Origin of the sequence: gamma proteobacterium SS-5, assembly GCA_009497875.2 — a bacterium.
GTDB classification, from domain to species: Bacteria; Pseudomonadota; Gammaproteobacteria; order Chromatiales; family Chromatiaceae; genus Magnetovirga; species Magnetovirga frankeli.
Window position 1 is genome coordinate 762,180 of record CP032508.2, and the last position, 14,460, is coordinate 776,639.

General features: G+C 64.3%; 16 protein-coding genes. 15 read left to right on the top strand and 1 reads right to left on the bottom strand.

From position 1 onward, the window contains the following. Nucleotide 1 precedes the first annotated feature (1 nt). The 13 genes from mltB to moaD all read left to right on the top strand — a co-directional run bounded on the left by mltB (nucleotide 2) and on the right by moaD (nucleotide 10,000). Nucleotides 2-1,063, top strand: a complete 1,062-nt coding sequence (mltB, locus tag D5125_08705) for a lytic murein transglycosylase B (protein ID QFY89559.1) — start codon at nucleotides 2-4, stop codon at nucleotides 1,061-1,063. Nucleotides 1,064-1,223: 160 nt separating this feature from the next. Next, on the top strand, nucleotides 1,224-1,844 hold the full coding sequence (locus tag D5125_08710) for a septal ring lytic transglycosylase RlpA family protein (GenBank protein QFY91104.1): 621 nt from the start codon (nucleotides 1,224-1,226) through the stop codon (nucleotides 1,842-1,844). Nucleotides 1,845-2,226: 382 nt separating this feature from the next. Further along, nucleotides 2,227-3,360 carry a D-alanyl-D-alanine carboxypeptidase gene (locus D5125_08715; GenBank protein QFY89560.1) on the top strand — a complete coding sequence of 378 codons (1,134 nt, stop codon included), beginning with the start codon at nucleotides 2,227-2,229 and terminating at the stop codon, nucleotides 3,358-3,360. Nucleotides 3,361-3,408: 48 nt separating this feature from the next. Continuing rightward, entirely contained in the window at nucleotides 3,409-4,278 is an 870-nt protein-coding gene (locus tag D5125_08720; GenBank protein ID QFY89561.1) for a D-amino acid aminotransferase, read from the top strand. After that, entirely contained in the window at nucleotides 4,278-4,559 is a 282-nt protein-coding gene (locus tag D5125_08725; protein ID QFY89562.1) for a DUF493 domain-containing protein, read from the top strand. Before D5125_08720 ends, D5125_08725 begins: the two co-directional genes overlap by 1 nt. Continuing rightward, a complete protein-coding gene (lipB, locus tag D5125_08730; protein QFY89563.1) occupies nucleotides 4,556-5,179 on the top strand; it encodes a lipoyl(octanoyl) transferase LipB in 624 nt (207 codons plus the stop codon). Before D5125_08725 ends, lipB begins: the two co-directional genes overlap by 4 nt. A 111-nt stretch (nucleotides 5,180-5,290) precedes the next feature. Beyond that, entirely contained in the window at nucleotides 5,291-6,247 is a 957-nt protein-coding gene (gene lipA, locus D5125_08735) for a lipoyl synthase (GenBank protein ID QFY89564.1), read from the top strand. Between the two features lie 117 nt (nucleotides 6,248-6,364). Further along, nucleotides 6,365-7,339, top strand: coding sequence for a GTP 3',8-cyclase MoaA (gene moaA, locus D5125_08740; protein ID QFY89565.1), 975 nt, complete (start codon nucleotides 6,365-6,367; stop codon nucleotides 7,337-7,339). Nucleotides 7,340-7,351: 12 nt separating this feature from the next. Continuing rightward, a complete protein-coding gene (locus D5125_08745; GenBank protein ID QFY89566.1) occupies nucleotides 7,352-7,558 on the top strand; it encodes an addiction module protein in 207 nt (68 codons plus the stop codon). Continuing rightward, nucleotides 7,558-7,863, top strand: coding sequence for a type II toxin-antitoxin system RelE/ParE family toxin (locus D5125_08750; protein QFY91105.2), 306 nt, complete (start codon nucleotides 7,558-7,560; stop codon nucleotides 7,861-7,863). Before D5125_08745 ends, D5125_08750 begins: the two co-directional genes overlap by 1 nt. Nucleotides 7,864-7,947: 84 nt before the next feature. Beyond that, nucleotides 7,948-8,463, top strand: coding sequence for a molybdenum cofactor biosynthesis protein B (gene moaB, locus D5125_08755; protein QFY89567.1), 516 nt, complete (start codon nucleotides 7,948-7,950; stop codon nucleotides 8,461-8,463). Nucleotides 8,464-8,486: 23 nt separating this feature from the next. Then, on the top strand, nucleotides 8,487-9,752 hold the full coding sequence (locus D5125_08760) for a molybdopterin molybdotransferase MoeA (protein QFY91106.1): 1,266 nt from the start codon (nucleotides 8,487-8,489) through the stop codon (nucleotides 9,750-9,752). Next, the gene (gene moaD, locus D5125_08765; protein QFY89568.1) at nucleotides 9,749-10,000 is read left to right on the top strand and encodes a molybdopterin converting factor subunit 1; all 252 of its coding nucleotides are present in this window, start codon (nucleotides 9,749-9,751) and stop codon (nucleotides 9,998-10,000) included. The genes D5125_08760 and moaD overlap by 4 nt, the downstream gene beginning before the upstream one ends. A 64-nt stretch (nucleotides 10,001-10,064) precedes the next feature. Here the strand turns inward: moaD and modC are convergent, their stop codons facing one another. Then, nucleotides 10,065-11,150 (bottom strand): molybdenum ABC transporter ATP-binding protein, encoded by a 1,086-nt coding sequence (gene modC, locus D5125_08770; protein QFY89569.1) that lies wholly within the window; start codon nucleotides 11,148-11,150, stop codon nucleotides 10,065-10,067. A gap of 530 nt (nucleotides 11,151-11,680) precedes the next feature. Between modC and D5125_08775 the strand changes: the two genes are divergently transcribed. Together D5125_08775 and D5125_08780 are read left to right on the top strand one after the other, a co-directional pair. Then, nucleotides 11,681-13,345, top strand: coding sequence for a cation:proton antiporter (locus D5125_08775; protein QFY89570.1), 1,665 nt, complete (start codon nucleotides 11,681-11,683; stop codon nucleotides 13,343-13,345). Beyond that, nucleotides 13,342-14,325: a universal stress protein gene (locus tag D5125_08780; protein ID QFY89571.1), complete on the top strand. Its 984-nt coding sequence runs from the start codon at nucleotides 13,342-13,344 to the stop codon at nucleotides 14,323-14,325. The genes D5125_08775 and D5125_08780 overlap by 4 nt, the downstream gene beginning before the upstream one ends. Nucleotides 14,326-14,460 lie beyond the last annotated feature (135 nt).

Genomic DNA, 14,460 nt, shown 5'->3' on the forward strand with positions numbered 1-14,460 from the left:
CATGAACAGACTTATCCCCCTGCTTCTCTGCCTGCCCCTGGGCACCGCCCTGGCCGCGTCAGGCGCCAACCTACAGGCCTTTATCGACCAGATGCACCAACAGCACGGCACCCCCAAACAGGAAGTGGCCGATCTGCTGGCCCAGGCCCAACACCAGCAAAAGATCATCGATGCCATGCAGCGGCGGGCGGAAAAGCACAAGGCCTGGCACGAATACCGCGCCATCTTCATGACCGACAAGCGCATCCAGGGGGGCGTGCAATTCTGGCAGGACAACGCCCAACTGCTGCAGCAGGCGCAGCGCGAGTTCGGCGTACCGGCGCAGATCATAGTTGCCATCCTCGGCGTGGAGACCCTGTACGGCACCCGTACCGGCGACATGCGCGTGCTCGATGCCCTCTACACCCTGGCCTTCAACTATCCCAAGCGGGCCGACTTCTTCCGCAAGGAGCTGATGCAGTTCATCCTGCTGGCCAAGGAGGCCAACTTTGACCCGACCCAGGTCACCGGCTCCTATGCTGGGGCCATGGGCGCGGCCCAGTTCATCTCCAGCAGCTACCGCCACTACGCCATCGACTACGACAAGGACGGCCGCACCGACCTGTGGAGCAGCCCGGCGGACATGATCGGCAGCATCGCCAACTACCTCAAGCTCAACGGCTGGCAGGCCGGTGGTCCGGTGGCCGTGCCTGCCCTGGGGGTGGATGCCCAGGCCCACCAGGGGCTGTTCTTTGCCGAGCCGGGCCGCAGCCTGAAGGAGGTGGTCGGCCCCAAGGACAGGCCCACGCACCCACTGCCGGAGCTGGCCAAGGCCGGCATCCAGCCCGCCACGCCCCTGGAGACCGAAAGCCTGGCCTATCTGATGGCCTTCGAACAGCCCAACCGGGCCTTTGAGCACTGGCTTGGGCTGCACAATTTCTACGTCATCACCCGCTACAACCGCAGCCCCCTGTACGCCATGGCGGTGTATCAACTGGCCCAGGCCATCGCCGAGCAATATCAGGGGCAGAGCCCCGCCAGACCCCAGTCCGTCGAGCAGGAGAACCCCTTTGTCTTCCATTGATTCCCTGTGGCGTCCCGCCCTGATCCTGCTGCTGGTCGCAGGGGGGCTGAGCGGCTGCTATGTGCCCGGCAGCGACCTGCTCGGTGCCAAATTCAAGTCCGATGGCCAACTGCCTGCCGACCCTATACCCCGCCGCGAGCCCCTGAGCAAGAAGGGCAACATGCCCACCTATGTGGTGTTCGGCAAGCGCTACTACACCCTGAAAAGCTCGGCCGGCTTTGTCGAGCGGGGCATAGCCTCCTGGTACGGCCCGCAGTTCCACGGCAAGAAGACCAGCAACGGCGAGGTGTTCGACATGAACAGGATCAGTGCCGCCCACCCCACCCTGCCCCTGCCCACCTATGTGCGGGTGACCAATCTGGAGACCGGCAAGCAGATCGTGGTGCGGGTCAACGACCGGGGGCCGTTCAAGAAGAACCGGGTGATCGACCTGTCCAAGGCCGCAGCCACCAAGCTGGGCATCATCGCCAAGGGCACCGGGCTGGTGGAGGTACGCGCCATCGACCCCGGTCGGCCGGGCCAGGAGCCGCCCAAGCCGCAGCCGATTCACGGCGACCTCTTCATCCAGGTGGGTGCCTACGGCGACCCGGCCAATGCCCGCGCCATGCAAGGCCGTATCCTCAGTCAACTGGGCCAGAAGGCACGCATAGTCCCCCCCGCTGGCAGCGGCCGCGCCCTGTACCGGGTCCAGGTAGGCCCCTACAAGAGCGTGGAAGAGACCGACACCCAGGCGGCACGCATCTCGGGGATGGGTATAGAGACCTATATCATTATTCAGTAAGGGAGTGCGGCAAACCGCCAGCAAACAGGGGTCACAGCAAACAGGGGTCAGGTCTAGAATAGAAGCATTTTTCTCGTTCCCACAGGCTGCGGATCATTTCGGCCTGAGCAGGGTTATTCTCTGTGCACTCTGTGGCTAAATGCCTTTTTTAGGTTAAAGGGTCAGGCCGAATGCGCCACCTTCGCCAACCGCTTGGCGGCCCGCCTGTTCAGACTGGGGCCTGGGTGCTTGCTGGGGCCTTGGCGGCGGCGGCATGGATGACCGGGGCATTTCGCGGCATCAGCCTGCTGTTGGCGGGTTTGTCGGCCCTTGGTCGAGTGTTCGCAAGCCCGCTTACTCATGTAGAATGCCACCCATTAACAAGCAAGCCCCAAGCCGAATCATGTTTTTTAGCCCACTGCGTTTCCTGCTGTTGCTCCTGCCCCTGTTGTTCGGCTCCGCGCTGGTGGCGGCACCTGCCGCGCCGCAGATCAAGGCCGAAGGCTACATCCTGGTGGATTTTGCCAGCGGCAATGTGCTGGCCGAGCTGGAGGCGGACAAACGCCTGGAGCCGGCCAGCCTGACCAAGATCATGACCGCCTATGTGGTGTTCCGCGAGCTGCAACAGGGCCGCCTGGCCCTGACCGACAAGGTGCGGGTGAGCGAAAAGGCCTACCGCATGACCGGCTCGCGCATGTTCATCGAGATCAACTCCGAGGTCAGTGTGGAAGACCTGTTGCGGGGCATGATCATCCAGTCCGGCAACGACGCCAGCGTGGCCCTGGCCGAGCGGGTGGCAGGCAGCGAAGAGATCTTCGCCCAGATGATGAATCAGCAGGCGCAACGCCTGGGAATGGACAAGACCCACTTCACCAACAGCACCGGCCTGCCCGGTCCCGAGCACTACACCAGCGCCCGCGACATCGCCAAGGTAACGGCGGCGCTGATCCGGGAGTTCCCTGATTTCTACCGGCTCTATTCCGAACGCTCCTTCACCTACAACAAGATCAAGCAGTTCAACCGCAACAAGTTGCTGGGCAAGGATGATAGCGTGGATGGGGTAAAGACCGGCTACACCGAGGCGGCCGGTTACTGCCTGGTGGCCTCGGCCAAGCGGGGCGACAGCCGGTTGATCTCGGTCCTGCTGGGTGCCCCCAGCCCAGAGACCCGGATCAGTGAAAGCCATGCCCTGCTCACCTACGGCTTCAATTTTTTCGAGACCCACCGCCTCTACCAGGCCGGTCAAGCCCTGGCCCGGCCCAGGGTCTGGCTGGGCGATAAGCCGACCCTGGCGGTTGGCCTCGCTGAAGACCTCTGGGTGACCATACCCCGTGGCAACTACGACCAGCTCAAGCCCGAGCTGAAGCTGCCGGACCGCCTGCAGGCCCCGATCCAGCAGGGCCAGCCCCTGGGCGAACTACGCCTATCGCTGGGTGATCAAGGCCTGCGCACCCTACCGGTATTGGCCCTTGAGCCGGTAACCGAAGGCGGCTTCTTGTCGCGCCTGATCGACAAGGCCAAGCTGTGGTGGGAGTGAGTCAGCTGACAACCGACCGCTTTTAACCATCGGAGCAAAGATCACGCGATGAACAACCCCCTGGTGTATCTCAACGGTGAATTTCTGCCCCTGGATCAGGCCCGTATCTCGGTGCTGGATCGGGGATTTCTGTTCGGCGACGGCGTGTATGAGGTCATCCCCGCCTATGGCGGTCACCTGTTCCGTCTGAAACAGCACCTGGACCGCCTCGCCGACAGTCTGGCCGCCATCCGCATGGCCCCGCCGCTGGATCACGAGCAATGGCTCGACCTGCTCAAGCGGTTGATCGCCGACCGGCCTGGCGATCAGGGCATCTACCTGCAGATCACCCGGGGGGCCGATAGCAAACGTGACCACGAGATCCCCCAGGGCCTGACGCCAACGGTGTTTGCCATGGCCACGCCGATCAAACCACCGATGCCGGAGCAGGCCGAGCGCGGCATCGGCTGCATCACCCTGGACGATATCCGCTGGGCGCACTGCAACGTCAAGGCCATTACCCTGCTGGCCAATGTGCTGCTCAAGCAGCAGGCCATCGACGAAGACGCCTACGAGGCCATCCTGATCCGGGATGGCCAGGCCATCGAGGGCGCGGCCAGCAACCTGTTCATCGTGCGCAATGGCCTGATCATCACCCCGCCAAAAGGCCCGCAGTTGTTGCCCGGTATCACCCGTGACCTGGTGCTGGAGCTGGCGGAGAGCGCCGGTCTGCCCTATGCCGAGGCCAGCATCGACCTGGATGAGTTATTGTTTGCCGATGAGATATGGATGACCAGCTCCACCAAGGAGGTGATGGCGGTGACCCGTCTCAACGGCCAGCCTTTCCAGGGTGGCCGCCCCGGCCCGCTCTGGTATCAGATCACCCGCCTGTATCAGGCCTGTAAGGAGCGCCTGCGTCTGGGCGAGGAGCATTGCTGATGCAATGTTCACTGGAGCTGCCCGAGGGCGGGCTGTTGGAATTCCCCTGTGAGATCACCATCAAGGCCATGGGCCTGGCCTGCGACGAGTTCGAATTGCTGGTGGTGGAGCTGGTTCGCGCCCACGCCCCCCAACTGGGCGAGAACGCCGTGCGCAGCCGCCCCAGCCGGGGCGGGAAATACCTCTCGGTCTCGGTCAGGCTACAGGCGCACAGCCGCGAGCAGATGGACGCCATCTATCAGGCCCTGAGCGACCACGAACAGGTGCTGATGGCCCTGTGAGCCAGATCCGGCTGCGCCGCCTGGGCCTGCTGCCCTATCTGGACTGCTGGCAGGCCATGCGCGCCTTCACCGAACAGCGCGGCACCGACACCCCGGATGAGATCTGGCTGCTGCAACATCCGCCGGTGTTCACCCAGGGCCAGGCCGGGCGGCCCGAGCACCTGCTGGACCCCGGCGACATCCCCCTGGTACACAGCGACCGGGGTGGCCAGATCAGCTACCACGGCCCCGGCCAGCTGATCGCCTATGTGCTGCTCGACCTGCGTCGGCGCAACCTGGGGGTCAAGGCCCTGGTGCAACTGCTGGAGCAGGCGGTGATCGACCTGCTGGCGGAACAGGACATCCACGCCCAGGCCCGCCGCGATGCCCCCGGCGTCTATGTAGCCGGGGCCAAGATCGCCGCCCTCGGGCTTAGGGTGCGCCAGGGCCGCAGCTACCACGGCCTGAGCCTGAACTGCGACCTGGACCTGAGCCCCTTCCAGCGCATCAACCCCTGCGGCCATGCCGGTATGCCGGTCACCAGCCTGGCCAAGTTGGGTTGCCCAATCAGTCTGGCAGAGGCAGAGGAGTTGCTCGCGTCACAGCTGATAAAAAGGTTTGAAGTGAGAAGGGTGAAGTGATGTAGCCTGCGGCCCTTTATTTAAAAAACGCGCGTAGCGCTCATTCCTTCACACTTCAAACTTCACCCTTTCTTCTTCAGGCTTCATTCCCTGGTTTTTAAACAAAACAACATGGCCAACCCTTTAGACGCCCCCTCCCGCAGCCAGCCCGACAGCCACCAGCGCGGTGCCGATAAGCTGGCCCGCATCCCGATCAAGGTGCAGGCCGCCGCCGAGCCCCTGCGCAAGCCGCACTGGATTCGCGCCAAGGCCCCGACCGGCGTCGGTGTCGGACGCATCAAGCGCATCCTGCGCCAGCGCGGCCTCAGCTCGGTGTGCGAGGAGGCCCTCTGCCCCAACCTGGGGGAATGCTTCAGCCAGGGCACGGCTACCTTCATGATCCTGGGCGATGTCTGCACCCGTCGCTGTCCCTTTTGTGATGTCGCCCACGGTCGGCCACAGCCGCCGGACCCGCAAGAGCCGCTCCAACTGGCCGAGGCCATCGCCGAGATGGGCCTGAACTACGTGGTCATCACCTCAGTGGACCGGGATGACCTGCGCGATGGCGGCGCCGAACATTTTGCCCAATGCCTGCGTCAGATCCGCCGTCTGTGCCCGGCTACCCGCATCGAGATCCTCACCCCGGACTTTCGCGGCCGCCTGCCGCTGGCCCTGCAGGCCTTTGCCGAGGTGCAGCCGGAGGTGTTCAATCACAATCTGGAGACGGTGCCGCGCCTGTATCGTCAGTGCCGACCGGGGGCGGACTATGCGGGCTCGCTGCAGCTGCTGGCCGCCATCAAGCAGCGCCATCCCGGCGTGACCACCAAGTCCGGCCTGATGCTGGGCCTGGGCGAGCGGCCAGACGAGATCGAACAGGTACTGCGCGACCTGCGCGCCCAGGGCTGCGACATGCTCACCCTGGGCCAATACCTGCAACCCTCGGCGCAGCATCTAGCCGTGGCCCGCTTCGTCAGCCCGGAAGAATTCGACGCCCTGGGCCAGCTGGCCAGAGACCTGGGCTTCAGCCAAGTGGCCAGCGCTCCTCTGGTGCGCTCCTCCTACCACGCCGAGCGGCAGTTTGGGGCATAGGGCTTGTCGAGTCCTCTTCCCTGCTCACCCGGCAAATTGACCTATGTCAACATTAATCCGGGGCTGCTAGCATAGGGTTGCCTTGGACTTAACCGCTGCATCTCCGAGATCTCATCCATGCAGGACTCCTTCAACCGCACCATCAGCTATCTGCGCCTGTCGGTCACCGACCGCTGTGACTTCCGCTGCGGTTACTGCCTGCCCCGTGAGCACCGCGACTTTGCCACCCCGGCCAGCTGGCTGAGCCCGGCGGAGATCCAGCGCCTGGCGGAGCGCTTTGTCGGCCTGGGGGTGCGGCATATCCGCCTCACCGGCGGCGAGCCCCTGGTGCGCAAGGAGCTGCTGGAGATCAGCCAGCGCCTGTCCGCCATCGACGGCCTGGAGGACCTGTCCCTGAGCAGCAATGCCTCGCGTCTGGGGCTGATGGCCGCCGATCTGCGCGCCGCCGGCGTCTCCCGGCTGAACCTGAGCCTGGATTCCCTGGATGCCGCCCGCTTCCGCCAGATCACCGGCAACGGCGATCTGCATCAGGTGCTGGCGGGCATAGACGCGGCCCGCGAGCAAGGCTTTGCGCCAATCAAGATCAATATGGTAGCCATGCGCGGCATCAACGATGACGAGGTGGAGGCCATGGTGGCCTACTGCCGCGACCGTGGCCTGGCCCTGCGCTTTATCGAGACCATGCCCATCGGCAGCGGCGGGGTGGCCGCCAGCCAGCATTACATCCCCCTGAGCGAGATCGAGCAGCGTCTGCGCCAAAGCTACCGCCTCAGCCCCGCCGCCCTGCGCGGTTCGGGCCCGGCGCGCTATTATCAGGTGGACGACAGCGCCCTGGTGCTGGGCTTCATCACGCCGCAGTCGCAGCATTTTTGTGACAGCTGCAACCGCGTGCGCCTGTCGGTGGATGGCCAGCTGCACCTGTGCCTGGGCCAGGAGCACCGTGTCGATCTGCGCGCCCTGCTGCGGGCGGGCGCCTCTGACGCCGAGCTGGAGGCGGCCATAGTGCAGGGCATACGCAACAAGCCCGAGCGGCACCACTTCGGCCAGGCCGATAGCCAGATCATCCGCCCCATGTCGGCGCTGGGGGGGTGATGGGAGAGCCCAATGCACAATAGAACATTGGCCGATGAGGCACTGAAACTGCCGCCGGATGAACGCTTTGCCTTGATCGATGAGTTGTTGCACAGCTTGGATCAACCAGACCCCAGGCTTGATCAGATCTGGCTAGCCGAGGCGCAACGCCGACTGGCGGCCTACCGAGCAGGCCAAGTGAAGGCCATTCCCGCCGAGGAGATTTTTGGGGACTTTTGATGCGGATCCGCTTTTCCCCAGAGGCTGCGGCAGAATTTCGCGATGCAGAAAATTATTACGAACAGCAAATGCCGGGCTTAGGTGCGCGGTTTCGGCTCGAAGTTCGAGATGCACTGGTTCGCTTGCGCTATTGGCCGCTGGCCGCCCCCATTGAGCGGGGTGAGATTCGTCGGCTGCTGTTGAGCCGCTTTCCTTACAAGTTACTTTACTCTATAGAAGCGAATCATGCCTATGTCATTGCCTTGGCACATTTTCACCGTCGGCCTGATTACTGGATCGAGCGAAGCCAACAAGGTGTGAGCTAAAGTATGCTTTGGCCCATGGAGCTAAGGATCCACAGGCAACCCCATACCCACCCTTAATTTACTGATACAGACTAAAGACAACCCATGACCTCATTCCCCCTCAACATTGCCGTTCTTACCCTGTCCGACAGCCGTTCTCTGGCCGAGGACAAATCCGGCGCCTATCTGGCCGAGGCCCTGCAGGCGGCCGGTCATGTGCTGATCGAACGCGATCTGGTGCCGGATGATGTGTATCAGATGCGCGCTGTGATATCGCGCTGGATTGCCGATGGGCGCATCCAGGTGATACTCACCACCGGCGGCACCGGCGTCACCGGCCGCGACAGCACCCCCGAGGCCATAGCCCCCCTGCTGGATAAGCAGATCGAGGGCTTTGGCGAGCTGTTCCGCCAGATCTCCTTCGCCGAGATCGGCCCATCCACCCTGCAGAGCCGCACCCTGGCGGGCATGGCCAATGCCACCCTGATCTTTTGCCTGCCCGGCTCCACCGGCGCCTGCCGCACCGCCTGGGGTCAGATCCTGCAACCACAGCTGGACATAGCCACCCGGCCCTGTAACTTCGCCAGTATGTTTCCACGCTTCCGCGAGGGCCAGCAATGAGCCAGCCAGATATAAAGCCAGAGATGAAGATAGAAAGCGGCGAATGCGGCTGCGGCCCGAGCAAGGATCCGCTCAAGGGCTATGACGAGGCCTTGGCGCAACTGCTGGCCGCCGCAAATCCTGTCACAGGGACCCAGACCCTGCCCCTGGAGCAGGCGCTCAACCGTATCCTGACCCAGCCGGTGAGCAGCCGGATCGACGTGCCCGGCTGGGACAACAGCGCCATGGATGGCTACGCCGTCAACAGCGCGGATCTGACCGCGCCTGGGGTGCGCCTGCCCATCAGCCAGCGCATCCCCGCCGGGCTGCGCGGCGAGCCGCTGCAGCGCGGCACGGCGGCGCGCATCTTCACCGGCGCGCCGATTCCTGAGGGCGCGGATACGGTGGTGATCCAGGAGGTCTGCTGTGAGGCGGACGGCCAGGTCAGTATCAACCAGCCACCCAAGCCCGGGGCCAATGTGCGCCGTGCCGGCGAGGACATCCGCGCCGACAGCTGCATTATCGAGGCCGGCGTGCGCCTGCTGCCGCAACACCTGGGCTTGGCCGCCTCGGTGGGCGTGGCCGAGCTTGAGGTATTCCGCCCCTTGAAGGTGGCCCTGTTGGCCAGCGGCGATGAGCTGGTGATGCCCGGACGGCCCCTGGGGCCAGGGCAGATCTACAACTCCAACCAGTTCACCGCCAGCGGCCTGCTGCAGGCCCTGGGCTGTGAGCTGATCCCCCTGGGCATAGTCGCCGACACCCTGGAGGCGACCCGCGCCGCCTTGCTGCAGGCGGCAGAGGGCGCCGATCTGATCCTCAGCTCCGGTGGCGTCTCCGTCGGCGAGGAGGACCACGTCAAACCGGCGGTGGAGCAGCTGGGCACCCTGGATCTGTGGAAGATTGCCATCCGCCCCGGCAAGCCGCTGGCCTTTGGCTGGATTGGTCAGGGTGAGGGACGCACCCCCTTCATCGGCGTGCCCGGCAACCCGGTCTCTCTGTTTGTCACCTTCCTGCTGTTCGCCCGCCCCTTCATTAAGAAGATGCAGGGCGCCAGCGACTGCCTGCCCCGGCCAATCGAGGTGATAGCCGATTTCGACTGGCCGCGGCCGGACAAGCGGCGTGAGTTCGCCCGTGGCCGACTGAGCCTGGATGAGCAGGGCCAGGCCCGGGTGCAGGTCTTCCCCAGCCGTTCCTCCGGCGTGCTCAGCTCGGTGACCTGGGCCAATGGCCTGGTGGAGATCGCCGAGGGCCAGTGCATCCAGCGCGGCGATCCGGTGCGTTTCCTCAGCTTTGCCGAGCTACTGGCATGATCCGCCTGCTCTATTTCGCCAGCCTGCGCGAGCGTCTGGGCTGTGACGCTGAGGAGCTGCCCCTGCCCCAGCCCGCCACGGTGCAGGGTTTGATCGATCAACTGGCGGCGCGGGGCGGCGTCTGGGCCGAGGCGCTGCAGGGCGCCACCCCGGTGCTGGCGGCGGTGAATCAGGACATGGCCCGCCCCGAGCAACCCTTGAATGAGGGCGACGAGGTGGCCCTGTTCCCGCCGGTGACCGGGGGCTGAGCCGACCCGGTGGGAGCGGCAACCGGCCAGACTATAGGTTCACCTGGGGGCAGCCGAGTTAGGTTCATTCCACCACCGCCACCGATTTGATCTGCAGCCAGATGGGCTTGCCCGGTGCCAGTTCCAGGGCAGCGGCGGAGCGGGCGGTGAGGCGCACGACAAAGGGCGTGGCACCCACCTCCACCCGCACCAGCATTTGCGCGGGATGCTCCCCTGCCTGTAGCTGGCTGACAACCCCCTGCAGGTGGTTGAGGATACTGGTGCCGGTTTGCTGCTCCAGTGTCAGGCTCAGGTCGCGGGCCAGGGCGCGCAGGCGCAGGTGCTGCTGCAACGCCAGTCCCGCATCCCGCACCCAGAGGCTGCCGCCGGCGAAGGCGACCCGAGCCAGGCCCCAGCGCTGATCTCGCTCCACCACCTGGCCCTGGATCACCACCCCGGCCTCCTCGCCCAGACGGATAGGCAGATCGATGCGCGCCAGGGTTTCCACCAGCGGACCCTGGGCCAGCACCCGGCCTTGCTCCAGCGCCACCAGATAATCCGCCAGCCGCGCCACCTCATCGGGGGAGTGGGTGACGTAGAGGATGGGGATTTCCAGGCTGTCGTGCAGCCGCTGCAGATAGGGCAGGATCTCACGCTTGCGCGGCAGATCCAGCGCTGAGAGGGGTTCGTCCATCAGCAACAGACGCGGCCCCACCGCCAGGGCGCGGGCAATGGCCAGGCGCTGACGCTCGCCGCCGGAGAGCTGATCGGGCCGGCGCTTGAGCAGCGGCGCCAACCCCAGCAGCTCGATGATCTGCGCCAGATCGGGCTGACTGAGGGCGGTGCGCGAGCGCTTCCAGCCGTACTCCAGATTGCCCTGCGCGCTCAGATGGGGGAACAGGCTGGCCTCTTGAAACACATAGCCGATGGGGCGGCGATGCACCGGCAGAAAATGCCGCCCCTCCTGCCAGCATTCACCCGCCACCCAGAGCCGCCCCAGGCTGGGTCGCTGCAGCCCGGCAATGCAGCGCAGCAGGCTGGTTTTGCCCGATCCCGAGTGGCCAAACAGGGCGCTGACCCCGCGCCCGGGCAGGCGCAAGTCCACATCCAGGCGAAAATCCGGGTAGTCGAGACAGAAGCGGGCCTCTATAGCTTTACTGTGTAACACCATTGGGCTTTGCCGCTCATGCTGGGAGCTCCGAGCACTGGCCCGGAGGCGTTACTGTGAAACATCCATGGCAATTCATGAGGGCCGAGTCCGGGAGCGTCCAGGAGAGCTGTCATGTCCCGTAGTGATACCGCTCGTTCCATGCTCGTTGAGTTGTAGCCCGGTTGCAGTGTAACGGAATCCGGGGTTGCCCAAAAAGAAAGCGATTGTCCTTCTGTTGCTGTTGCTTGAAACCCAGCGGCCCCAATGAACCTCTGGCTTAATACCGCTGTCCTACTTTCAGTGTCCTTGCTGCACCCACTGGGTGCAGCAGACATGCCAACCAAGCCACTTGTACCAAGCCGCCCTAACGATCATGGGGCAAAGCGGCCACCCCAGAAGATGAAAGTCGCCTTGCCCCTGATCGTTCCCTCCCCCCAACCCCCTCCCGGAGGGAGGCGACTGCAGGGATGCAGGAGGTAGAACAGCGTCAGGAACAGCTGTCGAGGGAGCAAACGAGCGCTTCGCGAGTTTTACAGTAATATTGGTGTTTCATGCTCATCGAAAATCTGTTCGTCCAAATTGGCGCCATTCTCGGACTGTCCGTGGTGGGCGGTGCCTTGGCGCTCTGGCTGCGCCAGCCGCTGATCGTCGCCTTCATCGCCGTGGGCATAGCCCTGGGCCCTTCCGCGCTGAACGTGGTCAACCAGAGTCATGAGGTCGAGCTCTTCGCCAGTCTGGGCATAGCCCTGCTGCTGTTTGTCGTCGGCCTCAAGCTGGACCTGCACATCATCCGCACCGTTGGCCCGGTGGCACTGGCCTCTGGCTTGGGGCAGGTGCTGTTTACCTCGGTGATTGGCTATGTCATTGGCCTGCTGCTGGGCCTCTCGCCGGTGGCGGCGCTGTATGTGGCGGTGGCCCTGACCTTCTCCAGCACCATCATCATTGTCAAGCTGCTGTCCGACAAGCGTGAGGTGGATTCCCTCCACGGCCGTATAGCCGTGGGCTTTCTCATCGTCCAGGACATTGTCGTGGTGCTGGTGATGATCGGCCTGACCGCCTTCGGCCAGGGCGGCAGCGAAGAGCTCAGCCTCGGCTGGGAAGCCCTGAAGATACTCCTCAAGGGTGGCCTGATGCTGCTCGCCGTGGCCCTGTTGATGCGCTATCTGCTGCCCTGGCTGCTGCACCGGCTGGCCCATTCGGCGGAGCTGTTGATGCTGTTTGCCATTGCCTGGGCGGTGCTTGGCGCCATCGCCGGCGATCTGCTTGGCTTCAGCAAGGAGGTGGGTGCCTTTCTCGCTGGCGTTTCCATTGCCTCCACGGTCTATCGCGAGCAGGTGGCGGCGCGGCTGGTGAGCCTGCGTGACTTCCTCCTGCTGTTCTTCTTCATCGAGCTGGGGGCGAGCCTGGACCTCGGCGCCATGGGTGGTCAGCTGGGCGCGGCGGCGGTCTTCTCCCTGTTCGTGCTGATCGGCAATCCGCTGATCGTGATGGCGATCATGGGCTATATGGGCTATCGCAAGCGCACCGGCTTTCTCGCCGGCCTGACCGTGGCGCAGATCAGTGAGTTCTCCCTGATCCTTGCCGCCCTGGGTCTGAGCCTGGGCCATCTGGATCAGGCCAGCGTCGGCCTGATCACCCTGGTGGGCCTGATCACCATCAGCGTCTCGACCTACATGATTCTGTATAGCCATCCTCTGTACGAGCGCCTGGCCCCCTATCTGAGCGGCTTCGAACGCAAGGTGGCCCATCGCGAGCAGGATGATGGCCTGCAGGATGAGGGCCAGGCCGACATCCTGCTCATCGGCTTGGGGCGCTTCGGGGCAGCCATGGCGCAGAGCCTGCGCGCCCGTGGCTGCCGCCTGCTGGCGGTGGACTTCAACCCGGATGCGGTACAGCGCCATCTGCGCGATGGCTATGCGGTGCACTACGGCGATGCCGAAGACCCGGAACTGATCGCCAGCCTGCCGCTGCAGCAGTCGAAGTGGGTGGTCAGCACCCTGCGCGATCGCAGCCTCAACAACATGCTGCTGCATGCGCTGCAGCAACAGGGCTACAAAGGCCGGGTTGCCCTGTCCACCACCAGCCGCCTGGAGGCCGAACATCTGCGCCAGGCGGGGGCCGATCTGGTCCTGGTACCCTATGCCGATGCCGCACGGGAAGCGGCCGATCGGTTGTTCGAGTCCCTCAATGCCAGCCCCGAAGGACAACTCAGATGAAACGCTTCAGCAAGATCCTCTACATCCATAACCACAGCGCCCAGCCCAGCACTGCACTGGCCCGGCTGGCCAGTCTGGCGGCCAACAATCAGGCCGAGGTCTGCATTGCCACCACCCAGCCGGATATTCGCGGCGGCTTTGGCTTGCCCCCGGGCGGCCCCACCAGCGCCATCCTGCAATCCCGCGCGATTGCCGATGCCAAGCGCGACCTGCGGCAGATGCTGAGCCAAACCCCATTCGGCCAGACCCCTCGCGGCCCGGCGCCGGAATTGCGGGTATTGGTGGGCGATGCCTACATCCAGATCATCCGTGCGGTGCTGCGTGATGGCTTTGATCTGGTCATCAAACCGGCGGAAAACCCCAGTTGGATCAGTCGGCTGTTTGGCACCACAGACATGCAGTTGCTGCGCGAATGCCCCTGCCCGGTGTGGCTGATGCGCGAGCCGGAACGGGATAACTACCGCTGCATCGTTGCTGCCATCGACTTCGATCCGCAACAACCCGAGTCCGCCTGGCAGGGCATTAACCAACAGATCCTCGAATTGGCCAGCTCGCTCGCCCTATCCGACTTCGCCAGCCTGCATCTGCTGCACGCCTGGGAGGCCCCGGGCGAGATCATCATGCGCAGTCACGGTGACCTGGATGCCACCGCCATCCTCAACTACGTGGAACAGGAACGCCTCCGCCAGCAGGACATCATGGAGCGCGTGCTGCAATGGCTGAAACAGCATCTGGGCGAGCAAACCTACGCCTACCTCAAACCCCAAGTACATCTGCTGCAAGGCGACCCCAGCAGACTCATCAGCGCCCAGGCCAAGCGCCTGGAAACGGACCTGCTGGTGATGGGCAGCCTGGCGCGCGCCGGCATCTCTGGCCTGTTCATCGGCAACACCGCCGAGACCATTCTCGAGCAGATTCAATCCAGCGTGCTGACGGTCAAGCCCGAGGGCTTTGTCACCCCGGTGACCTTGGAACACTGAGTCGCTGCTTGCAGGTCCATGAGCCTTATTGTGAAACAACATTCAGGCTCGCCTCTCATCCTGGGAGCTCCGAGCGCTGGCTCGGAGGGGCAAAGGTTAGGCGTGGCCCTGCCCAGCAGTAACCCCGGATTCCGC